Genomic DNA, 22,248 nt, shown 5'->3' on the forward strand with positions numbered 1-22,248 from the left:
ATCTAATGGAACTCCCCATCAACAGCTTCAAGCGAAAACTCCAGGCCGGTCAAAGTCAGATCGGATTGTGGTGCGGTCTTCCGGGCAGCTATACAGCGGAAATCGTCGCACCGTCCGGTTTCGACTGGCTGCTTTTCGATACCGAGCATTCTCCCAGCGACGTTCTTACTGTGCTCCCACAGTTGCAGGCGGTCGCGCCGTACGACGTCGCCGCCGTGGTGCGCCCAGCCTTCAACGACCCCGTATTGATCAAGCGTTTTCTCGATATCGGCGTCCAGACGCTTCTCATTCCCTATGTGCAGAATGAACAGGAGGCGGAGGCGGCCGTAGCGGCGGCGCGTTACGCACCGCGAGGTATCCGCGGCGTATCCGCCCTCACCCGCGCCACCCGTTTCGGGCGCGTGCCGAACTACGCGCAGACCGCCGAACAGGAAATCTGCCTCTTGCTGCAGATCGAGACACGAGAGGCGCTCGATCGGCTTGAAGCCATTGCGGGGGTCGACGGAGTCGACGGGATCTTCATCGGTCCGGCAGATCTTGCAGCCAGCCTCGGTTATCCCGGCCAACCGGGACATCCCGAGGTAATCTCGGCAATCGAGAATGCGATCGAGCGCTTGAAAGCCGTCGGTAAGCCTTCGGGCATCTTGACGCCTGACGAGAAGTTTGCGGCTCGCTGCATTGCGCAGGGAACGCTGTTTACGGCGGTTGGCGTCGATGTTGCTCTCCTTGCCAGAGGATCGGAAGCACTTGCGTCCAGGTTTTCGCACTAGAGCCGGATGATTTTGGGTCCGTTAGACCTAAAATCTGAATCCGCTCCAGACTCAAAGAAGCAGAGCCGGATGTCGTCCGAAAACCGTCTACACACTTCGGCGTCACGCTCTACGGAGACGTAGCATGTTCACTTTGGAGCAGGTCCGGTCGGAAATAGCGCCGGCTGGAACCATTAGGGCCGCCGTCAACATGTCGAACGCAGCATTGATTCGCTGGGACGAAAACGCGGGCGCCTTAGTGGGACCGAGCGCGGAAATTGCGGATGGGATCGCCCGCGAACTTGATCGGGGGCTTTCCCTCATACGATACGGATCCGCCGCGGATATTCTTTCCGCTGCGGACGGCGACGAGTGGGACATCGCCTTCATCGCGTCAGACCCATCAAGAACCGATCGCTTCAGCTTCTCGCCTCCCTACATCTCCGTCGAGGCCACCTACCTGGTTCCGGCAGCTTCACCCTACCGGACGGTGGATGAGCTGGATTCCACCGGAACTCGCATCGCTTCCGCGCGTAGCGCCGCCTATACGAAGCAGCTCGAACGAATACTCCAACGGGCGACGGTGCTGCATGTCGACAACCCCAAGGCGGCCCTCGACCTTCTCGCCAGCCGAGAATGCGACGCGGCGGCTGGACTGACCGAATTCCTCTTCAACGCCTCGGAGCGGATGGAAGGCTTCCGGGTGGTAGATGGAGTGTTTTCGCAAATTCCTCAGACGATCGCGGTGCATAAACGGGCCACTTATGCCTCGCTCTTCTTCGCGGACTTCGTGCGGCGGCTCGGTGGTGCGGATGCTGGGGAAGAAGAAAACGGAGTTCGGTGAAACCTGCCTCTATGCATAAACCCTGCGCGGGCAGAGTTTACCTCTAGATCAGCCGAACGCGCCGTGCCGCCACAACCCCATAAAGCGGATCGCCCCAGACCAGTTGTTCCTGTAATGCCGAAAAGACCAGGCTAATGTCGTGTTCATCGTTGGAGGCTACGGCCGCGGCCCTTATCTCTGGCCAGTCCGGTACCCGCATTTCTCGCATTGCCTGAAGCGTTTCGGCGGTCGGAAGCGCCGGGAAGCCGATTTTCGGAACGAGTGTGGCAATCACCTGCCAGAAGGCACGGTAGAGCGGCAGCGGATCATCCAGATGCGCCGCGACCAACCGGGCCCAATGCAAGCCGGTAACGGCGTGGAGCGCCGAAAAATCCATGGTCGAGGCGAATAGGGCGAGCGCCGTCTCCGCCATGCGCTTCGGCGTCGCTTCATCGATGCGCAAACGATCGATCACCGGCGGAAAGTCCGGCAAGGCGGCGACTTCGCGTATATTGTGCCAGAGAAGATCGGTCTCAGGCACATAGTCATGTGCGCCGGCAACATCATTCATGGCAGCAAGAATCGCTGCCGGATCGTCAGTGTCGGGCTTTATTCCAGTCGGATCCGGCAAGGGCAGATAACAGGTCGCCCAGTATCCGAGCGCCGTTCCCACTTCCTTCGTGTCGGCGTTGAGCACCGCATAAGCCAGCCGCATCAGCGGGTGCAGCGCACTGCCGGCCACACCCTGGATCAACTGAGGCAAATAATGGCGGATCGCGGCATCGGTTCCGAGCCGTTCGACTTCGGCGATGAAATAGGCGCGATAATCGGATTCCCGCGTCCGGTCACCCAGCGCCGCGTCCCAACGCGCACGCTCGATCGGAGCCACGGGCGGCGGCGCGTGAACAAGCTGGTTTGCCACGCGGTAAATCTCATACCATTCGTCGAGACGCTCAGGGGTCGCGCCCATGCGGTCGAGTGCCACGAGGACCATCGGAGCGTGATTGGCCAGCAGATAGGGAAATTCCACACTCTCACACCGGGCCTTTTCCAAAACCCGGTCGAGCTGAAACCTTGGTATGATTGTCATGATGACAGTTCCTTCATGCCTTCAAAGTCTCCGCCGTGGCCGCGCGGATCGAAATGATGCTCCTGATAGGCCGCAAGGTCACGGAGAAAATCGTCGGCCGCCTCGTGAAAGAGACCGCCCACCACCGCGTCGACGATACGCGGCAGACCGTATTTCATGCCAGTCACACCGTTACTGATCGGGCCGAGGCTGGCAAGGGCCGAGCAGTTGAACAAATGGATATGCGACAGCCATCCATGGGTCGCGGCATTCTTCGGCGTCAACTCGAAGCCGCGCCCGAGATAGGGATGGGCCGCGATCTCGGCGGATGCCTCGCCATCCGGCGGCATGAAGCGATCGGACCAGAAAGCCATATGCGGTGCGATGCTCTTCAATTCCGTGCGTCGGGTGAAATCGATCGTATAACCGGTGCCAAGCAGAAGATGATCGGCGCTGAATATGCCGCTGTCGCTTTCGATCACAACCCGCCCGGCATCCAATGTCACGGACCGCACCTTATGGCCCAGCGCCATGGTGAAGCGCGGATCGGACACTGCACGATCGAATTGATCCTGTGTCGGCGGGATCTTGAAGCCATTGTAGAGCCGGATATAGCGCCATTTCTGTAGGTCCGACAGGTCACCGAAATGACCAAGGAAGCCCGGAAAATTGGTCCAGGCCAAGACTTCCGTCCGGCCGAAATTGCGCGAGCGGCCGATCATAACAACGCTTTTTGCGCCCTTTTCCAAAGCCGTTGCCGCCCAGTCGAAGCTGGAAGTCGCCGAACCCAGAATAGCGACATCTCGATCCTTGAGATGGCCATCGTCTGCGATCTCGGCACTATGGGTCCAGTATTGCTTGGGCAAAGTGCGAACGAAATCGGGAATCATCGGCGCGCCGCCGCCATCAATACCGGTGGCCAGCACAAGCCGACGGCATTCGATCAGTTGCGTTTCACCATCCGCTTCAAGCACAAGCCGCAACCAGCCATCGACTTGCGAGATCCCGACAAGGCTCGTGCCGTTGGAGACATCCGGCTCCGTCACCGCGCGATACCAGCCGAGATAGGCCATCCAGTCTTGCCGCGACATCTTGTCGAGGCTTTCATAGGCGTCCGTGCCATAGACGGCTTCGTACCAGGCGCGCGGCGTCAGCGACGGCAGGCCAAAATCCGGCCCGGCGAGATGTTTCGGCGAGCGCAGCGTCTTCATGCGCGCACAGCCGATCCAAGGCCCTTCCCGCCCCTCCCCGGCCCTGTCGATCACCTGAACGCCCACAACCCCGCGTCGTTTCAGGCCAAAGGCGATAGCAAGCCCCGACATGCCGGCCCCGCAGATCACGACATTATAGCGCGCCATACAAGCAGGCCCCGGCTCCGGTGCCGGAGCCCATACCCGTCCGAGCGCTTCCGTTGCCTCCATTTCGCCGACGAGCCGCTTTTCAAGCGCTTCAAGTCGCGATGTGCTGAGGCCGCCATTCATGTTCGATCCTGACACTTCTCTCTTCAACGCCGCCTCAGGCTAAGCCCCGCACGAGTGCAAGCCTTTTAAGCACCCCTATGAATGCGCAAAAACGAGGCATACTGCACAGCGATCAAGCAAAATATGCGCGATATTGTTCAATTTTGTTATATTCAGGCCATTGTTGCATTTTTGTCAAGTGCACTTGAGTGCGTTTTTGTTTGATGTATAGTGACGATCAATCATGAAAAGGAGAACACTAATGACATTCATGAAGGGGAATTTTCAGAAGTTTGCTACCGTTTGCATTATTGCCCTGACAGGGGGCATGGCGCAGGCCGCCGACAAGCCACTGGCCGGCGTCACTCTCAATCTGGCATCCATGAACGACCAATATTCGGCCGTGCTGGCGCAGATCGCGCCCGAGTTCAAGGAAGCGACCGGCGCAGAGATCAAGGTCGACATCATGGACTACGGCTCTCTGCTGACGAAGACGACCGCCGATTTCGTGGGGCACACCGCCGGTTATGATCTGATCACCATGGACATCGTCTGGGCAGGGCAGTTCGCCGCCAATGGCTATACGATCGATCTCAACGACCTGATGAAGCGCGACGCCAAGGAGCTGGATACCGCCGATATCTATCCCAAGCTCACGGAAGCGCTCGGCAATTACAAAGGCAAGCAGGTCGCCTATCCCTTTGCCGGCTATGCCAACGTCCTCGCCTATCGCAAGGATCTCTTCGACGCCGCCGGCTTGAAGGCGCCGGAAACGATGGAAGACCTAGTCGCGGCCGCCTATAAGCTGACCGACCCGGCCAAGAAGCAGTATGGCTTTGTCGCCAACGGCCAGAAAGGCCCGGCGGTCGCCCAGGACTGGATGCAGTATAACGCCGAAATGGGCGGCGCAATCCTCGACAAGGACGGCAAGCCAGCGCTCAATTCCGAAGCCAATATCAAGAGCCTGACTGTTTATCGCGACCTCTTCAAGAAGGCGGCCCCTCCCGGTGCCGCCGACTATGACTGGGGCGGCCGCGAGGAAAGCTTCCGGCAGGGCATCGCCGCCACGATGCAGACTTGGTCTGTCGGCGCGCCTGGCTATTACGATCCGAAGACATCCAAGATAGTCGGCAAGGTCGATGTCGCACTCGCCCCGCGCGGCAAGGGTTTACCGAAGATCTACGGAATCGGCGGCTGGGGCCTGGCCATCAATGCCGATGCGAAGGACAAGCAGAAAGAAGCCGCCTGGACCTTCATCAAGTGGGTCACCAGTCCGAAGATCCAGAAGGAAATGAACCTGCTCGGCGCTGGCAGTTATATCCGCAAGAGCACGGTCACGGACAAGGAACTGAACGCCAAGTACCCGTTCCTGCCTGTTCTCAACGAAGTCTTCGAGAACGGCGACGGCGACTACCGCCCACGCATTCCGGAATATCCGGAAATCCAGGACATGCTGGGCACAGCCGTTAACTCTGTCCTTGTCGGTACGGCTGAGCCCAAGGCCGCGCTTGATGCGGCACAGGAAGCAGCCGCCAAGCTGTTCTAAGAATAGGCCCGCTTCACGAAAGACCGTGAAGCGGGCCTTTCATTTCGAGGGCGATGGTCGGGCCGGCTTTAGCGGCACGCTGAAGGCAAGATTCCGTTTGCGCACCGGCCCGTTTTCCTCTCAGATCGAAACGCGAAGCAATTGGCCATTCGGTGATGACGAATTACGCGATGAACCTGACCAGTTCCGTTGACAGCAAGGCGGCCACGCGCCTCCCCTCCGTCTCTTTCGCCACGCGACGAAAATTCTTCCTGTTTGCCATGGCGCTCCCCGCCGTCGCCTACGTGATTGCGCTCGGCGTCTTCCCGCTCGCAAAGGGCATCTGGTACAGCCTCTACGAATACAATCTCCTGAAGCCGGCGCGGACGCATTTCGTCGGCATCGACAATTACCTCAACCTGCTAGCAGACGCCGATTTTCGCGGCGCTATTGCCAATACGGTCATCTTCACCGTTTTTTCTGTCGCCGTCGAACTCGTCTTCGGCTTTGTTGTCGCGCTGGCGCTCTGGCGCGACGACCGGTTCAATCGCGTCTGCCTGACGTTGATCCTTGTTCCCGTCACCATTACGCCGCTGGTCGTCGGCCTAATCTTCAAGGGCTTGCTGCTCGCCGACTACGGCATGGTCGGCTATTATCTTGCCCAATGGGGCATCACCGATCCGCGCGGCCTCTTCGCCACACCATCGACTGCGCTGGCCACGCTCATCTTCATAGACGTCTGGGAATGGACGCCGCTCGTCGCGCTCATTCTACTGGCCGGCCTAAAGGCGCTGCCCGGCGATCTCCTGGAGGCGGCCGCCGTCGACGGAGCAACCGCCTGGCGCACTTTCCGCTCTATCACCTTGCCACTCATGCTCCCCGCCGTCATGCTGGCGCTGACGCTACGCACCATCGACGCCTTCCGCGTCTTTGACAGCGTGTTCGTGACGACCGGTGGCGGACCGGGCAATTCCACCAACACGCTCATGGTCTATGCGGTGAAGGAGGGCCTGAGCTTCTTCAATATCGGCAAGGCATCGGCGATTTCCAACATCGCGCTTCTCTGCGTAGCGATCATCGCCGCCTGCTTCATCCTCATGATCCGCCATTTCGACAAGAAGGCCAACGGCCGATGATGACACGCTCCATAGCCTTCGATATGGCACGCCGCGGCTTCCTGCTGCTTACGCTCGCCTTCTTCCTGCTGCCCTTCCTGTGGCTCGCAATGACCGCCTACAAGCCGTCGAACGCGATCTTCTCCATTCCACCGCATCTCTTCTTCACGCCGACGCTGGACCAGTTCCGCAACGCGCTGCGTATCTTCGATGTCGGCAGCCTCGTCACTTCCAGTCTCCTGATTGCTGGCGGCTCTATGCTGCTTTCGCTGATACTCGGCGTTCCGGCCGGCTATGCGCTCGCCCGCTCGACACATCCTGCCGCCATGGGCGTTGCCTATTTCTTCATGACGATCCGCATGGTTCCCGCTGTTGCGGCGCTCATTCCGTTCTACCTGCTCATGCGCGATATCGGCCTCATCGGCAGCTGGTTCAGCGTCGTCCTGATCAATTGCGTGCTCAATACCGCCTTCGTGAGCTGGATGATGTTTTCCTACTTCCGTGGCCTGCCGAAGGAACTGGAAGAAGCGGCGCTGACGGATGGCTGCCGGCAGTTCGGTGCGTTCTGGAAAGTATCGCTGCCGGCGGTTCGCTCCGGCATCATCGCCTCCGCGCTTTTCTGCGTGCTCTTCTCGTGGAACGACTTCCTCTTCGCCATGTTCCTGACGCGGCTCGATTCCAAGCCGATCTCGGTGGCGTTGCTGTCGGCCTACGGCACAAAGGACATCACCTGGGGGACGCTCGGGGCGTTGGCGCATTTCTCGACCGTGCCAATCGTGCTCATCGTGCTCGTCCTCAACCGCTATTTCGTGCAGGGACTGACCAAAGGCATCAACTGAGCGAGCAAACCTTGGCGATTAAAAAGGCGTCACCTCGCGGAGCCGCCTTTCGTCATTTCGAACACGTCAAACAAAACGTAAAGAGCGCTTCAGCCGATTTCGTTTTCACCGGACACGCTCCCCGAGAACCTTTCTCAGGCCGCTTTCGAAGCCAGGTAATTCTTCCAGCCGGCATGAGCCGTAATATCGATCGCGCCGTCCAACGCCACGGTCTCGCAGAGAGAGCCGGATACCTGGCGACCGTTCTCAAGCGCGAGCTTACCGATTCCCAGCGGCTGCGGAATGCGCTCGACGAAATCGGCAAAGCCCGCAAGCGGCAACGACCAGATCTCGACGTCGATGCCCGGCCCCTTGGCGTTTGGATCGCGAACGAGGCCGGGCTTGGCCGGCGTCGTGCCGGCGAGTGCATAAAGCCGATAATCGCCTGTAGTGCGGGTCTTGCCGCGGAATACGCCACCGCGCTCCGTCAGTTCATGATTGAGCGGCATGCCGGACAGATGCGCGCCGACAACGGCAATCTCGCGGTGACCAGCGGGAATTTCCGTCGGTACGCCATAGGCCGGATAGGGATTGAGGTTCATGCCGAGCCCGATGCCGGCGCGGCGTTGGAATTCGGCCGCGATCGCCGCCGCTTTCGCTTCGGCCATGCCGGGGGCGAGGAAGGTGACGCCCGAGGGCAGGCCGTCGGCGCGGAAACCGTTCGGTACGGCGATCCCGCAAAGGCCCATCAGATTGACGAAATTGGTATAGATGCCGAGCCGCGCATTGAGAGCGATCGGATCGGCGAGAATCTCGCTTTTGCGATAGATCGTCGGCGTCGTCGGCACCAGAAGCACTTCGATATCGTCCCAGATCGGACGTGTCGCGCATTTCAACTCGGCAATGCGGTGAATGGCGCGGAAGGTATCAACGGAAGAATATTGTCCGCTGTTTTCGAGGATCTTCTTTGTCACCGGATGGATCGCGTCGCCATGTTGGGCCAGCACCTTGTCGAGGCTTAGTGCGCGCTCCGAAATCCAAGGGCCTTCATAGAGAATGCGCTGAGTTTCCTCGAACGCGGCGAAATCGACCTCGACCGTGACACCGCCCATGGCATTCAGTCGCTTGACGGCTTGCTCGAACAGCCGCTCCGCCTCACTGTCGCCGAAGAAGCGAAGCGAAGCACCTGCCGGAATGCCGAAGCGGAACTTCGGCGGGGCGGGCCGCATGTCGAGCGCGACATGATCAGCCTCGGGCTTGGAAAAGGGATAGGACGGATCATAGCCGGTGATGACGCGCATGACCGCCATGCCATCCTCCACCGTCAGCGCGAAGACCGATACGGTCTCAATCGTCTTCACGCAACCGCCGCCCGATACGCAGGCATTACTGACAATGCCCGGCGTCGGCTTGATTCCTACGATGTTGTTGAAACCCGCCGGTACGCGACCGGAGCCGGCAGCGTCATTGGCGATCGAGAAGCTGGAAAGCCCGGCCGCCACCGAAACGCCCGAGCCGGAACTGGAACCGCCGGAAATATAATCGTCGTTGAACACCGACGAGCATGCGCCATACGGCGTGCGCATGCCGACAAGGCCGATTCCGAACTGGTCCATATTGGTCTTGCCGATCAGGATCGCACCATTATCGAAAAGGCGCGTCACCACCTGTCCGGTACTTTCGGCGATATAGGCTCCCTCTTTCAGCGCATTGGTCGTCGGCAGGCCGATGACATCGTTGCAATCCTTGATCGAAAAGGGAATGCCCCAGAGAGGACGACCGTCATAGCCGGTATTCTCCAGCTTCTCGGCCACCCTCAGCGCATCGGCGCGGGAGATGAGATAGATCCAAACATGGTCGTCACCCCGCGCCTCAATCCGGTCATAGATGGCGTTGACGACCGTGGAGGGCTTAAGCTGGCCAGATGCATAGGCAGTGGTCAGCGTATGAAAGTCGAGGCTGCCGGTCTCGTCCGGCCAGTGGAAATCAGACATGTCGATCCTCTTCAGGTCGGGATGGGCGCCCTCAGCGCCGAGAACAGTTGATCCGAGCGCGCCACGGTGCCGAAAAGCCCGTTGCCGAAGACGGTGATGCGCAATTGCCCGGCATGACGGGCATCCGTCGTTCCCTTACACGCATCGGAAACGGCGATGCATTCGAAGCCCATGTCGTTGGCAGCACGCTGGGTCGCGTGCAGGAGGCCCTCGGTCGGAACACCTGCCAGCACCAGATTGCGGATGCCGCGCCGACGCAGCCAGGCATCGAGCCCGGTCGAATAGAAGGCATTGTCGCCCGGATGGTCGAAGATCGAAGCCTCCGCCGGCAGGCCAAGCGTGTCTGAAAGCTGCCATTCCGCTGTCTCGGGCGCAAAGACCGGATCGCCTAGGGCGGCGCGGCGGGCGGCAACCGGCGAAAGCGCCTCGCTGCGGCTACGCCGGCTCGCAATCACCGGCAGGCCGACTTCCTGAGCGCATGCGATTAACTTTGCCGCGACAGCGGCCTCCGGCTCCGCACCGAGTGCGGCGATCGTACCGTTCTGGAACCCCAGAATAAGAAGCGCGCTGTCAGCAGCGCTCCATTGCCCATCGAAAGGCCAGGAATAAGGAGTGGCGGCAACACCGGGGAAGTTGTCAGCCATGAAGCGCCTCCACGGCGGCGCGGAACCCCGCGAGATTGGACACCGTCCCCCAGCGCCCACCGAAGGCATTTAGGATATCCATCGTCGCTTCGTGATTGGTCGCTTCGACCGCTGCCGTGCAATCTTCGAGAATGACGCATTCATAGCCGCGCTCGAATCCATCGCGGAAGGTCGATTGCACGCAGCAATCGGAGGTGACGCCGATGACGATGAGATGGGTGATGCCTTGAGCCTTCAGCTGCGCATCGAAATCGGTCGCGTGGAAACTCGACTTGCCTGGCTTGTCGATCACCGTTTCGCCAGCAAGCGGTGCAAGTTCGGGAACAATTTCGAAGCCAGGCTCGCCGCGCACGAGGATACGCCCCCAAACACCTTCATCGCCGATGCCCAACCCATGAACGCGGGTACGCCATTGCTTGTTGGCGGGCAGATCCGATAGGTCCGGCTTGTGGCCCTCCCGAGTATGGAAGACGGCGAGGCCCGCGCCCCGTGCGATTGCCAGAGCCTCCGCAACGGCCGGAATGACGGAGCGCGTATTGTTGATATCCTCGCCCAATTGATCGACCCACCCGCCGGGCGCGCAGAAATCAACCTGCATGTCAATCACGACAAGCGCCGCCTTAGCGGCGCGTTCAGGCGGGTTGCATGGCCAGAAATTCATCATGCACGAAGCCTACGCTCTTCAACGAGGTGGAGGATTGCCGAGAAGTCGGTGAAATCCGCGCCATAGCGCAGCACCGGCATGCCCGCCGCTCGCGCCGACGCCGCGCCCACGACGCTATCCTCGACAGCTAGCACGTGGGAAGCATCGAGGCCGAGACGCTCACAGGCAAGCCGATAAGGCTCGGGATCAGGCTTACCATGCACCACATCCTCGCGCCCGATCGCAAAGGCCATCGTGCGGTCGAGCCCCATAGCCTTGAGATTGGCCTCGACAATGCGGCGAGACGAGTTGGAAACCGCGCATTGGACAAGCCCGGCTGCGGCAAGCGCAAGCACCGTCTCCGGCGCACCCGCAATTGGCTGCAATTCGGCGGTCCGCTCAATATAGGCCTCTACAATCTCGGAAAGCCAAGTATGGGGGCCAAGTCCGGGTGGATAGAACGGTGCGAGCACCGTCCAGACATCACTCATCGCCACCCCGATGAAACGCGTATCGTTGGCGGCAATATTGACGCCATAACGCTTCGAGACGGCCATCAGCGCCTTGTGGTGAACCGGTTCGCTGTCGATCAGCGTCCCGTCGACGTCCCAGGCGATTGCCTTGATCATGGCTGGCCTCCACGCGCGAAGAAGGGTTTCAGCGACTGGTAGAGATCGCGGTAGTCGGCATAGATCCGGTCGCCGGCGGCAACGCCTTCGGGCGAAGGCTGAAGCACCGCGCCAAAACGCACGGAAGCCGCGGCATCGTCCCACGCCGCAATGCCGGAGCCCGCCGCCGCCACCCAGGCCGCGCCAATCGACGAGCCGAAGGCGTCGGACAAGACATGAACCGGCTGGCTGCAGATATCGGCGACGATCTGCATCCAGACACGGCTTCGGCTTCCCCCGTCGGAGGCGATCAGCCGTGTTGCTGGGCGCCCCGTTTCCGAAAGCACATCGAGATGATGGCGGAAGCCGCAGGCAATCGCCTCCAGCACCGCGCGCCACATATGACCGCGCGTGTGACCGAGACTGAGGCCGGTGATCGTACCGCGCGCCAACGGGTCATGAATCGGCGTCTTCTCGCCCAGAAAATAGGGCAGCGCGCGCACACCGTCCGCGCCAGCGGGCACGGTCGCCGCTTCCTGATCGAGCTGCTTTAAAACATCGTCGCCTTCCGAGCCGCCGATGATGGCGGCAAGCCATCTGAGAAGCGAGCCTGAGGAAGCCATGCAGCCGTTCGGCGCATAAAGGCCGGGAACGAGATGGTAATCGAGGAAAAGCCGGCGGTCGGGCTCCGGCCTGCCGGCAATGGCGATGATGTCGCCTGCCCCACCAAATTTGAGGAGGACATCCCCGGCCTGCGTCAGGCCGGCCGCTAGTGCAGAGGCGATATGGTCGGCGGCTCCACCGAAGACAGGCAGGCCTTCCGGCAGGCCGGTCAGGCCCGCCGCTTCCGCCGTCACCGCGCCGATGACCTCATGCGAGGCGACCAGCTCCGGGAGGGCGCCTGAGCGAAGTCCCGACAGTGCCACAAGGTCGTCCGCAATCCGGTGATCGTCAAGATCGATGAAGCCCGCTTCAAGCGCCCAGTTGCGTTCGACCGTCAGGCGGCCGGTCAGATGCATATTGATGAAATCATAAGAGCCGAAGACATGGGCGATCCGGCCAAAGACATCCGGCTCATGCGTCCTCAGCCATTGCAGTTTCGGGGCAACCAATTGCTGGGTCAAGCCCTGGCCGGTACGGCTGAGGAAACGCTCCTCGGTCAACGCCGCTTTCATGGCTTCGACTTCCGGCCCGCAACGCGCATCGCTTTGCTGGATGCTCGGGCGAAGCACGCGGCGCTCGCGATCGAGCAGCACCACAGCCGGCAGCATTCCGGTGACGCAGACACCGGCAAGTTCGCATCCTTCAGGCAAGCGCGCGATCATGTCCCGCACCACGACCTGCGTGTTCGCCCACCATTGCCCGGGATCGGCCTCGGCAAAGCCGGGATGCGGCGAGGACAAGCGTGAGGGGCGCGAGGCCGAGGCCAGGGGTTCACCGGCCTCCGACATCGCTACCGCGATCGTCGAGGTCGTGCCGATATCGATGCCGATGAATACGGGCATGGCGGAAGAACCTTTCAGTCGCGGATCGAGTTTTCGGTCTCGGCGTCGAAGAAATGCAGTTCTGCGGGATTGACCGACAGGGATAGCGTCTCGCCGAGGCGAAGCGGATACGTCGCGGGAACAGAGGCGCGCAATCGAGGGCCGGAAAGCGAAACCTCGTCGGCTTCCGCCGTCACCTCCTCCAGCTCGCCGGCTCCGCCGATATCGAGATGGACAAGTTTCGTGGCACCGAAATCCTCAATGAAGGCGATCGTTCCTTCAATGCGTCCGAAACCGGGATCAACGGCGTCTGTGGCACTCAACGCCTCGGCACGCACACCGACAATGATCTCCTTGCCGACATGACGCGCAAGCGCCGGACGCACGGCAACGACAGGCTCGGGTACCGGCAGGCTGAACCCGCCGGCGGCAGCAGCCAGGCCGCCCTCGCTGCGCGCCAGGGTGGCTTTCAGGAAGTTCATCGACGGCGTGCCGATGAAACCGGCAACGAAGAGATTGGCGGGCGTGTCGTAAAGCGCGCGCGGCGTGCCGAGCTGCTGCAAGGCGCCGGCGCGCATCACGGCGACGCGATCACCCATGGTCATGGCCTCGATCTGGTCATGCGTGACATAGACGGTGGTAATACCGCTCAACTTCTGCAGCCGAGCGATTTCGGCCCGCATCTGGCCGCGCAGCCGTGCGTCGAGATTGCTTAAAGGTTCGTCCATCAGAAACGCCTTCGGCGCGCGCACCAGCGCCCGGCCCATCGCCACGCGCTGTCGCTGACCGCCGGAAAGCTGCCCCGGCTTGCGGCCGAGATAGGCATCGAGTTCGAGAAGCTTGGCCGTTTCCCTGACCTTGCGGTCGATCTCGGTCTTGTCGACGCCGCGTACGGACAGGCCGAAGCCGATATTCTCGGCGACCGTCATATGCGGATAAAGCGCGTAGGACTGGAAGACCATCGCAATGTCGCGATCGCGGGGGGCAAGGCCGTTGGCAACGGTATCGCCAACCAACAATCGGCCGCCGGTGATATCCTCAAGACCGGCAATCATTCGGAGTGCGGTGGACTTACCGCAGCCGCTCGGGCCGACTAGAACCAGAAACTCACCATCCTCGATGGTGAGATCGAGGTGCTGGATTGCCGCATATCCGTCCGGATAACGTTTTTCCACTCCCTCAAAGACGATGGATGCCATGATCTCTCCGATATGATGCGGCTTGGGCGGCCGGCTTGCCCGTCAGGTCATATAGACGCCGCCAGTGACATTGACGCCCTGGCCGGTCATGAAACGGGCGGAATCTGAGCAGAGGAAAACGACGACATCGGCGACGTCCTCGGGCGTCTCCAGCCGTCCGAGCGGCGTCTGGGCGATGTAGTCTTCAACGACACGTTCAGGACTGACGCCGCGCAGTTTGGCTTCCCAGTCGATCTCGCGCTCCTGCATGCCGGTCTTGACGAAACCCGGGCAGACGGCATTGACGCGGATGCCTTTCGAGGCCAATTCGCGGGCAAGCGCCTGTGTCCAGCCGAGAACGGCGAACTTGCTGGCAGAGTAATGGGCCAGAAGCGGCGCGCCGACTTTTGCGGCGAGCGAGGCCGTGTTGACAATCACCCCCTGGCCCTGCGCCACGAAGCGGCGCGCAGCGATCTGGTTCGTCAGGAAGATGCCGCGCGTATTGACGTCGAAGTTAAAGTCCCACTCCTCGTCGGTGATCTCCAGCGCATGCTGCATGGTGGAGACGCCCGCATTGGCAATCAGTATATCGTGGCCGCCCATGATATCGGCGGCTTGCTCGAATGTCTTTTCCACAGAGGAACGTGAACGAACATCGATCTCCAGAGCGTGGCCGGAAATCGATTGTGCGACTGTGTTCGCCGCGTCCAGATTGATGTCGCAAATGGTGATCTTGACGCCTTGTTTCGCCAATGCCTGCGCGATTGCGCGGCCTATTCCACTGCCCCCGCCGGTGACGATCGCCTTTAATCCCTCGAGCTCCGCGAATTTAGGATGTCCCACGAACCACATCTCCGACCTAAACAACATCGCGATCATATAGCAACAAAAACTTACAAATCAATCGAAATTTATGTTTGAATTTGTTCACTTTCTGAGTTAATCACTGATTATGTAATAGGAGGCCGGGCTTCAGAGGTATGCGTATGCAAACACCAACCGACCTTATCTAAATGAAAGACAGACCAATGATCACAGGCCATGACGCCGAAACGCTGACAATCGAAAAGACGAAAGTTCTCGCGCGCACGCGCCGAGCCTTCATCTTGGATGCGCTGGCCGAAACGGGCGCTGTATCCGTCTCGGAAATCGCTGCGCAACTCGGCGTGTCCGAAATGACTGTGCGGCGCGACCTGACGGAACTGGAAAAGGAAGGTCGGCTTGCCCGCACCCATGGCGGAGCAGTGAGCACCGATCTTACCGCAATTGCCGAACCCAGCCTTTCTGCAACCATCTCGCGCCTCAACGAGCCGACCTTTCAGGCTCGTCTTGCCAAGAACGCATTGCCGAAGCGGTTGATTGCGGAAGCGGCGGCACAGGTTGCCGCTGGGCTTCGCACCATTGCGCTCGATGTCGGCACGACAACATTCCTGCTTGCCCGGTTGCTCGCCGGCCAGCAGCATGTGAAATTCTTCACCAACAGCGTGCGCAACGCCACCCAGCTTGGGGAAGGCCTGGCGGAGGTTTACCTGCCGGGTGGACGTATGAGAAACGATGAGTTGTCGATCTCCAATGCGACGGCGATTTCCCAGTTCGAAGCACTTTGGTTTGATATCGCCTTTGTCGGTGTTTCCGGGCTGACGTCGGATGGCATTTATGACTATTCCTTCGATGATACGGAGATGAAGCGCGTCTATCTCCGCCGCTCGACAAAGAAGGTCGTTCTCTGCGACGCATCGAAATTCGATTGCATGTCGCTCGTGCACATCGCGCCGCTTTCACAATTCGACATGCTGATCACCAATGCATCGCCACCGCCCGAACTGGCCGAAGCGCTGGAGGCTGCCAAGGTCGAAGTGATGGTCGCGGGCTCGCCCTCCTGAAACATCCGGTTTGTGAAAACCCGCTTTCTCTAACGCCCAATTTCGGAGCTTTCGATGGTTTTTGAATTTTTTGGTGACAAGAAGAAGGTCATCATTGCCATGGCGCATATCGGCGCCCTCCCGGGTTCGCCGAATTATGATCCGAAAGGCGGCGTCTCGAAGCTCATCGACGACGTGATGGAAGATATTCGCGCGCTGCAGGAAGGCGGCGTCGATGCCATCATGTTCGGCAACGAGAATGACCGGCCTTACGAGTTGAAAGCGCCGCCGGAAGGTATTGCCGCGATGACGGCGATCGTCCAGGCTGCAAAGGCGGAACTCAAGATTCCCTTCGGCGTCAACTATCTCTGGGATCCGACAGCAAGCGTCGCCATCGGTGCCGCCACCGGCGCAAGCTTCGTGCGTGAGATCTTCACCGGCGTCTTCGCCTCCGACATGGGTATTTGGGCGCCGGATTGCGCGACGCCGGCACGGCTGCGCGCCAAGCTCGGCCGTACCGACATGAAGATGCTGTTCAACATCAATGCGGAATTCGCCCATTCGCTCGACCAGCGCCCGATCGAACTCCGCGCAAAGAGCGCCGTCTTCTCCTCGCTGGCCGATGCCATCCTTGTATCCGGCCCGCTGACCGGTCAGCCAGTCGACCAGTCCGGCCTGCGCAAGGTCTGCGAAGCCGTGACGGATGTTCCCGTTTTCGCCAATACAGGCGTTAACAAGGATAATGTCACCGACATCCTCTCCTGCGCCAGCGGCGTCGTCATCGGCACGCATTTCAAATACGAGGGCAATACCTGGAACAAGGTCGAGCCCGCCCGCGTCAAGCGCTTCATGGATGTCGTCAGCACTATCCGCTGACGACGCTCTGGCTCAAAAGTCTCCATCTCATAAAGTCATGAGTGGAGTGATGATGTGGACGCCTCCACACCAGCGACGGAGTCCACATAGGGGAGTACCCGAGGAGGAAGCTTGGAAATGATCATAGTTCCCATCTCTTCGCGGGCTAGGCGGTTTCTGAGAGGGGCGTCCGCGCGGATACACGGCCGACCCTATTTATCATCATGACGCAATCCTGATTTCCATCAGAGCCTGCCTCTTATTCGCCATGACCTGCTCGATCGCCGCTTCAGCGAACAGGCCGACAATCTCTATCAGCAGCCGTCCGGTCGCTGGCCGCGGCGGGTATCGAACGTCATTTCTCCTGCCGAAATACAAGCTCGCATGATACGGGGTATCATCTTTGAAACTCAGGAAAATCGGCGCTGCGGGTCACGTCGCTCCACTCGTCGAAATTCTTCCGAAGTGTTTCAAGGCGCTTGTAGGCCAGATCCAGAGCAGAGCCTCCCAAGAGGAGCCGCAGAGGAGGCTCTTTCGATTCAACCGCCATCTGGATAGCCGCTGCGGCGCGGGCGGGATCGCCCGGCTGATTGCCGGAAACCGCCTTCGTCGATATCCGACGCTTTCCTGCCGTCTCGGCATAATCATCAATAACGATGGGGGATTCCGCCATCGAGCTTCCAGCCCAGTTGGTGCGAAATGCGCCGGGTTCGACAATGGTTACCTTTATGCCGAGCGGAGCGACCTCCTGGGCGAGAGACTCTGAAACGGCCTCGACTGCAAATTTTGTGGCATGATAGTAACCGGTCGCCGCGAATGCCATGAGCCCGCCAAGCGAAGAGACGTTTACAATATGACCGCTTCTGCGCGCCCGCATGGCAGGCAGGGCTTCTTTCGTAACATCGATGAGCCCGAAGAGGTTGGTGTCGAACTGGCTGCGAACGCCTTCCTCGTCCCCCTCTTCGATCGCTGCGAGATAGCCGTAGCCGGCATTGTTGACGAGAACGTCGATCTGACCGAACGTCGAGAGCGTTTCGGCAACAGCGCTCCTGATCGTCGAGCGATCGGTGACATCGACTTTCAGCGCGAGCGCTTGCTCCTTGAACTGGTTGGCGAGCCCGGCCAGTTGCGCGGGATTCCTTGCCGTCAGGACCACCCGGTAACCGAGACCGAGCACGTGTTTTGCGATCTCGAAGCCGAGGCCATTCGAGGCGCCGGTAATGAACCATACGGGTTTATTCGTCATTTTTCGATCGTCCTTCTGATTTGCTAACGCTCATGGCTGCAGAGCCAGTGTCGGGACCTGCCGCCTTTAACGAAAGATACGAACTGGAAAACGGGCGCGTTATGGCGAAACACCCAATCTTTCGTACGATTCTACCAAATCTCCTGGCACTGCCTATATTGGAGGCTCTGCCGGGAAATCGTGGAGAAACGGGTTGAGTATCAAGGAAGAGCTTGTCGCGGTCATTGATCGACACGCTGCCGTGCCGAAACAAAAAACGCCAATTGCTGGTCTTTCGATCTTCAAGGTCGAAGCGCCGACCCTTCCTGTTGAGAGCATTTACACTCCCCGCCTCTGCGTTGTGATCCAGGGCCGAAAGGAAATTTTGCTGGGCGGTCGCGCGTTCGAAGTTGATGACACGCAATACTTCATCGCTTCAGTGAATTTGCCGGTTTCGGCCCGCATAACCGCCGCTTCCAGCGACCACCCGCATTATGCACTCTCATTTGAACTTAACCGGCAGGACCTGGCCGAACTGCTTCCGAATGTCTCGGTCCGCCCTGCTGCAGCGCACAGAGAGGGCCTGTCGCTAGGGCGGCAGACAGAAGACATCTTGGGCGCACTTCATCGCCTCATACTGCTTCTCAACCACCCGGAGGATCTGCCCGCGCTTCTCAAGCCAGCAACGACTGAACTCTATTACCGGCTTCTCCGGAGTGAGCATGGTGCAACATTAAGAGACTACGCCACAATGGACACGAAGATCGCCCAGATTGGGAGGGTCACCTCGTGGATAAAGGAGCATTACAATAAGCCTATGAAGATCGGCCTGCTTGCCGACCTCGCAGGCATGAGTGCGACATCACTTCATCGCCATTTCAAGGCGACAACACTGATGACCCCGCTTGAATATAGGACGCATGTCAGGCTTCAAGAGGCGCGCAAACGCTTGCTGACTGGCGGATCGAGTGCCCGAACGGTCGGCTTCGAGGTCGGCTATGACAGCCAGACGCAGTTCACGCGCGAGTACAGACGCTTGTTCGGCCGGCCACCCGTCCGGGACGCCGCCTATCTGAAGGGCACCGGACCGTCTAACCCTGCTCGACAAGTTGGCGTGACGGAAGCGCCAGTGGAGCGCCCGTTAAAGATCTGAGCGAGTGGAGTCTTTTAACGATGAGATCTAAGCTTCAATTGACGCGTTCTGCAGCTGGACTGACGCTTGACCGATGCTCCTCCGTTGGAATGGGCGGCGCGGCCCTGGCAAGCCATGAATGGGCGATGCCCCGCTCGCCTCTGAATTCGCGCACTCTGATCACGCCTCGTCAGACAACCCACTTCATCGAATGCGGACCTACGGAGGGTCCGCTGATGATCTTCCTCCACGGCTGGCCGAGCATCGGTTTGATGTGGCGCGCCCAGATGGATGCTTTCGCCGCCGAGGGATGGCACTGCGTTGCTCCTGACCTGCGCGGCTACGGCGGTTCTTTCGCACCTGCAGCCAACGACGCTTACACAATCAAGCAAGTCGCTTTGGACATGGCGGAACTCCATGATCATCTGGGCGGCAGGGCGGCGATCTGGGTTGGCCACGACTGGGGCAGCGTCGTGGCCGGCGCGTTGGTCGCCCATGAGCCCAATCGCAGTCGTGGCGTCGTGCTGACCTCGCTTGCCTATCAACCAAGCGGCCACGCCCTGCACACGATCGTTCCGTTGGTCGACAGGACAATTTATCCCGCCGACCAATATCCGGATGGCCAATGGGATTACCACCGCTACTACACAACTCATTTCGACGCCGCGGTGGCCGACCTCGATGCCGACAAACGGGCCTCGCTGGCATCGATCTTTCGCTCAGGCAGCCCGGAAGGCATGCGCAAGGTTTCGCCGAACGCTGTAATCACCCGAAACGGTGGCCGTTTCGGTGCTGCTCACAAGGCTCCGCCGATCCAACCCGACCCCGCTTTGTGGCCCGCCCCGGATTTCGAGGTCTTGGTGAGTGCGTTTAAGACTCACGGCTTCCGCCCCGCCTGCGCCTGGTACATGAACGACGACGCCAACATCGCCTATGCTCGCGAGGCCTCCAATGGCGGCCGCCTGTCGCAGCCGGTCCTGTTCATCAACGGTGACTTCGATCAGATCTGCACCATCAACGGAAATCACCAGGGCGATCCGATGCGCGGCGCTTGCCCTGACCTCACCGTGACGAGTGTGGCCGGCGGCCATTGGCTGCCACTGGAGCGCAAGACTGAACTCGTCGAGATCATCCGCACATGGCTGCAGAACGAAAAACTTTGATGGCGAGGGGACAAGCATGAGAACGGATTTGAAAGGCATGAGCAGCAAAGTGCGTAACACGCTCGTCGATGCGCCAAAGCAGTCCGTTACCAAAGGCCCTGCCTTTCAAACCGGCAGGGCGCAAGAGCATTTACCGAGGCAAGGCGCGAAAATGTGACCTGATATCCGCGACCAGCTCGCCGGGCTTTTCCATCGCCGCGAAATGGCCGCCCGCCGCATGCTCGCTCCAGCGGACAACGTTGTAGACCCGTTCAACCCAAGACCGAGGCGGCTGCGGCAGTTCCTTGGCAAAGTGCGAGATGGCGACAGGGGGAAGAATCCGCTGCCCTTTTTCGAATGACAGCGGATGCGCACGGCTCTCCTTGTAGAGCCTGAATGAGGCGTCGAGAGAGCCGCTGAACCAATAGAGGCTGATTTCGGTCAGCAGAGTATCCATGCTGAAGACGTCAAGGACATTGCCATCGCAATCGCTCCACGACCGGAATTTCTCAACGATCCAGGCAGCCAATCCGACGGGTGAATCGGACAACCCATAGGCCAGCGTCTGCGGCTTGGTGCCTTGGACATGTGCATAGGCGCCCTCTTTGTCCACCCATTCCGCTGCAACTTTCTTAAACTCCGCTTCCTGAGGGGTGAGAGGCGGCAGACCATCGCCGATGGGTGGGCGGAAGCTGCCGGGAATGTAGTTCAGGTGAATGCCGACTACGTCCTTGGGAAACCGGAAGGCAAGCCAGCTGGAAACCGCCGCGCCGATATCGCCGCCCTGAGCACCGAAATTTGTGTATCCTAATCCAAGCATGAGCTTGCGCCAGAGGCCTGCGATCTCAAATGGGCTGATGCCCGCTTTGGGTGGCGCCGACGAAAAGGCGTAGCCGGGAAGCGCAGGAACAATGAGGTCGAATGCATCCTCGGGATCGCCGCCATGTGCGCCAGGATCCGTCAAGAGCGGGATGACGCGCTCCATCTCCAGGAAAGACCCCGGCCAGCCATGTGTCATGATCAATGGGGTTGGTGACGGTCCCCGGCCTTTGACATGGATGTAATGGATTTTGAAACCATCGATCTCGGCAACGAAGTGCGGCAACAGGTTCAGGCGGCCTTCTTGAGCCCGCCAATCGAATTCGCCCTGCCAATAGTCAACGAGCTCACGCATGAAGCGCAGGCTGCTTCCGTCATCCCAACCCTCTGGGTCAATGGAGGCCGGCCATTTGGTTTGAGTGACGCGACGGCGCAAATCGTCAAGGGCATCATCGCCGATATCGATTTGAAACTCTATGGTTTGCATTCGGGCCTCCAAAATGCCGTCAGGCAATTGGGATTTGCAGTTGAAGGGATACGAACCAACGGCATGTTGACCAGTCTGGATAAGCCTCTGATTAGCATGCAATTTTTCGCGCGATCTTTATGGTCGACTTCGGACTCTGTAGGCGATCACACCGCACGCAAGAATGCCAGCTGAGGCCTGATCGCATAAGATCTTTCGGAGGATGGTCTAGCCTGAGGACTCGCGTAGCAGCAGGCGGGAGCCAACTTCCACGATGGACCTGATCGCGGGGAGGAGTTCCTTTCCCAATTCGGTCAATTCATAGTCCACTGTCGGCGGCGATGTCGGCATCACGTTGCGGGTGAGCACGCCGCGCTGTTCGAGATCACGTAGCCGGCTCGTCATCACCTTCGCCGAGATGAAGGGATTGTCACGCCGCAGTTCGGAGAACCGGCGCGGACCTTCGCTTAAGGACCAGAGCACCTCGGGTGTCCAGCAGCCGCCGAGCAGATCCATGCACTTCGACATGGGGCAGCCGGGGAGTGCCATCACCTTCTTTCGCACCTTGAGAACCATTGTACATCCTTGGGCCCATCCTTGGCGGGCAGTTTCCAGTTGGTTACCGGAAAATGGCGGT

21 protein-coding genes are annotated in these 22,248 nt (G+C 59.9%); 9 read left to right on the top strand and 12 right to left on the bottom strand.

The features are described 5' to 3' along the window. Nucleotides 1-5 precede the first annotated feature (5 nt). Together hpaI and AC13RE_RS22980 are read left to right on the top strand one after the other, a co-directional pair. Complete coding sequence (gene hpaI, locus AC13RE_RS22975; protein WP_488564642.1) at nucleotides 6-770, top strand: 4-hydroxy-2-oxoheptanedioate aldolase; 765 nt, start codon at nucleotides 6-8, stop codon at nucleotides 768-770. Between the two features lie 124 nt (nucleotides 771-894). Next, on the top strand, nucleotides 895-1,593 hold the full coding sequence (locus tag AC13RE_RS22980; protein WP_488564643.1) for a transporter substrate-binding domain-containing protein: 699 nt from the start codon (nucleotides 895-897) through the stop codon (nucleotides 1,591-1,593). Nucleotides 1,594-1,636: 43 nt separating this feature from the next. Here the strand turns inward: AC13RE_RS22980 and AC13RE_RS22985 are convergent, their stop codons facing one another. Beyond that, nucleotides 1,637-2,662: a questin oxidase family protein gene (locus tag AC13RE_RS22985; RefSeq protein ID WP_488564644.1), complete on the bottom strand. Its 1,026-nt coding sequence runs from the start codon at nucleotides 2,660-2,662 to the stop codon at nucleotides 1,637-1,639. After that, nucleotides 2,659-4,137, bottom strand: a complete 1,479-nt coding sequence (locus tag AC13RE_RS22990) for a SidA/IucD/PvdA family monooxygenase (protein ID WP_488564645.1) — start codon at nucleotides 4,135-4,137, stop codon at nucleotides 2,659-2,661. The genes AC13RE_RS22985 and AC13RE_RS22990 overlap by 4 nt, the downstream gene beginning before the upstream one ends. Nucleotides 4,138-4,372: 235 nt before the next feature. Between AC13RE_RS22990 and AC13RE_RS22995 the strand changes: the two genes are divergently transcribed. From AC13RE_RS22995 to AC13RE_RS23005, 3 genes are all read left to right on the top strand, one after another. Next, nucleotides 4,373-5,647 (top strand): ABC transporter substrate-binding protein, encoded by a 1,275-nt coding sequence (locus AC13RE_RS22995; protein ID WP_488564703.1) that lies wholly within the window; start codon nucleotides 4,373-4,375, stop codon nucleotides 5,645-5,647. 170 nt (nucleotides 5,648-5,817) lie between these two features. Further along, nucleotides 5,818-6,762, top strand: a complete 945-nt coding sequence (locus AC13RE_RS23000; protein ID WP_488564646.1) for a carbohydrate ABC transporter permease — start codon at nucleotides 5,818-5,820, stop codon at nucleotides 6,760-6,762. Next, nucleotides 6,762-7,580, top strand: a complete 819-nt coding sequence (locus AC13RE_RS23005) for a carbohydrate ABC transporter permease (protein ID WP_488564704.1) — start codon at nucleotides 6,762-6,764, stop codon at nucleotides 7,578-7,580. Before AC13RE_RS23000 ends, AC13RE_RS23005 begins: the two co-directional genes overlap by 1 nt. A 134-nt stretch (nucleotides 7,581-7,714) precedes the next feature. Here the strand turns inward: AC13RE_RS23005 and atzF are convergent, their stop codons facing one another. The 7 genes from atzF to AC13RE_RS23040 are packed head-to-tail and all read right to left on the bottom strand — an operon-like array spanning nucleotide 7,715 to nucleotide 14,953. Beyond that, nucleotides 7,715-9,553 carry an allophanate hydrolase gene (atzF, locus tag AC13RE_RS23010; protein ID WP_488564647.1) on the bottom strand — a complete coding sequence of 613 codons (1,839 nt, stop codon included), beginning with the start codon at nucleotides 9,551-9,553 and terminating at the stop codon, nucleotides 7,715-7,717. 11 nt (nucleotides 9,554-9,564) lie between these two features. Further along, nucleotides 9,565-10,197 (bottom strand): cysteine hydrolase family protein, encoded by a 633-nt coding sequence (locus AC13RE_RS23015; RefSeq protein WP_488564648.1) that lies wholly within the window; start codon nucleotides 10,195-10,197, stop codon nucleotides 9,565-9,567. Beyond that, a complete protein-coding gene (locus AC13RE_RS23020; protein ID WP_488564649.1) occupies nucleotides 10,190-10,861 on the bottom strand; it encodes a cysteine hydrolase family protein in 672 nt (223 codons plus the stop codon). The genes AC13RE_RS23015 and AC13RE_RS23020 overlap by 8 nt, the downstream gene beginning before the upstream one ends. Next, entirely contained in the window at nucleotides 10,858-11,469 is a 612-nt protein-coding gene (locus AC13RE_RS23025; RefSeq protein ID WP_132719067.1) for an HAD family hydrolase, read from the bottom strand. The genes AC13RE_RS23020 and AC13RE_RS23025 overlap by 4 nt, the downstream gene beginning before the upstream one ends. Next, nucleotides 11,466-12,953 carry an FGGY-family carbohydrate kinase gene (locus AC13RE_RS23030; protein ID WP_488564650.1) on the bottom strand — a complete coding sequence of 496 codons (1,488 nt, stop codon included), beginning with the start codon at nucleotides 12,951-12,953 and terminating at the stop codon, nucleotides 11,466-11,468. Before AC13RE_RS23030 ends, AC13RE_RS23025 begins: the two co-directional genes overlap by 4 nt. 14 nt (nucleotides 12,954-12,967) lie before the next feature. Next, nucleotides 12,968-14,131: an ABC transporter ATP-binding protein gene (locus AC13RE_RS23035; RefSeq protein WP_488564651.1), complete on the bottom strand. Its 1,164-nt coding sequence runs from the start codon at nucleotides 14,129-14,131 to the stop codon at nucleotides 12,968-12,970. Between the two features lie 42 nt (nucleotides 14,132-14,173). Continuing rightward, complete coding sequence (locus AC13RE_RS23040; RefSeq protein ID WP_488484060.1) at nucleotides 14,174-14,953, bottom strand: SDR family NAD(P)-dependent oxidoreductase; 780 nt, start codon at nucleotides 14,951-14,953, stop codon at nucleotides 14,174-14,176. Nucleotides 14,954-15,138: 185 nt separating this feature from the next. Here AC13RE_RS23040 and AC13RE_RS23045 point away from each other — a divergent pair, with 185 nt between their 5' ends. Together AC13RE_RS23045 and AC13RE_RS23050 are read left to right on the top strand one after the other, a co-directional pair. Continuing rightward, a complete protein-coding gene (locus tag AC13RE_RS23045; RefSeq protein ID WP_488484061.1) occupies nucleotides 15,139-15,993 on the top strand; it encodes a DeoR/GlpR family DNA-binding transcription regulator in 855 nt (284 codons plus the stop codon). 54 nt (nucleotides 15,994-16,047) lie between these two features. After that, nucleotides 16,048-16,848 carry a BtpA/SgcQ family protein gene (locus tag AC13RE_RS23050; protein WP_132719059.1) on the top strand — a complete coding sequence of 267 codons (801 nt, stop codon included), beginning with the start codon at nucleotides 16,048-16,050 and terminating at the stop codon, nucleotides 16,846-16,848. A gap of 376 nt (nucleotides 16,849-17,224) precedes the next feature. Here AC13RE_RS23050 and AC13RE_RS23055 read toward each other — a convergent pair whose 3' ends face one another. Next, a complete protein-coding gene (locus AC13RE_RS23055) occupies nucleotides 17,225-18,073 on the bottom strand; it encodes an oxidoreductase (RefSeq protein WP_488564652.1) in 849 nt (282 codons plus the stop codon). Nucleotides 18,074-18,266: 193 nt separating this feature from the next. On the opposite strand from AC13RE_RS23055, the gene AC13RE_RS23060 reads away from it, so the two are divergent. Then, nucleotides 18,267-19,205 carry an AraC family transcriptional regulator gene (locus tag AC13RE_RS23060; protein WP_488564653.1) on the top strand — a complete coding sequence of 313 codons (939 nt, stop codon included), beginning with the start codon at nucleotides 18,267-18,269 and terminating at the stop codon, nucleotides 19,203-19,205. A gap of 215 nt (nucleotides 19,206-19,420) precedes the next feature. After that, a complete protein-coding gene (locus tag AC13RE_RS23065; RefSeq protein WP_488564654.1) occupies nucleotides 19,421-20,347 on the top strand; it encodes an alpha/beta fold hydrolase in 927 nt (308 codons plus the stop codon). Between the two features lie 130 nt (nucleotides 20,348-20,477). Here the strand turns inward: AC13RE_RS23065 and AC13RE_RS23070 are convergent, their stop codons facing one another. Both AC13RE_RS23070 and AC13RE_RS23075 read right to left on the bottom strand, forming a co-directional pair. After that, nucleotides 20,478-21,632 (bottom strand): epoxide hydrolase family protein, encoded by a 1,155-nt coding sequence (locus AC13RE_RS23070; RefSeq protein WP_488564655.1) that lies wholly within the window; start codon nucleotides 21,630-21,632, stop codon nucleotides 20,478-20,480. A 207-nt stretch (nucleotides 21,633-21,839) separates the two neighbouring features. Then, nucleotides 21,840-22,187, bottom strand: a complete 348-nt coding sequence (locus tag AC13RE_RS23075) for a winged helix-turn-helix transcriptional regulator (RefSeq protein ID WP_132719053.1) — start codon at nucleotides 22,185-22,187, stop codon at nucleotides 21,840-21,842. Between the last annotated feature and the right edge of the window lie 61 nt (nucleotides 22,188-22,248).

Source organism: Martinezella sp. CNPSo 3959, assembly GCF_057784355.1.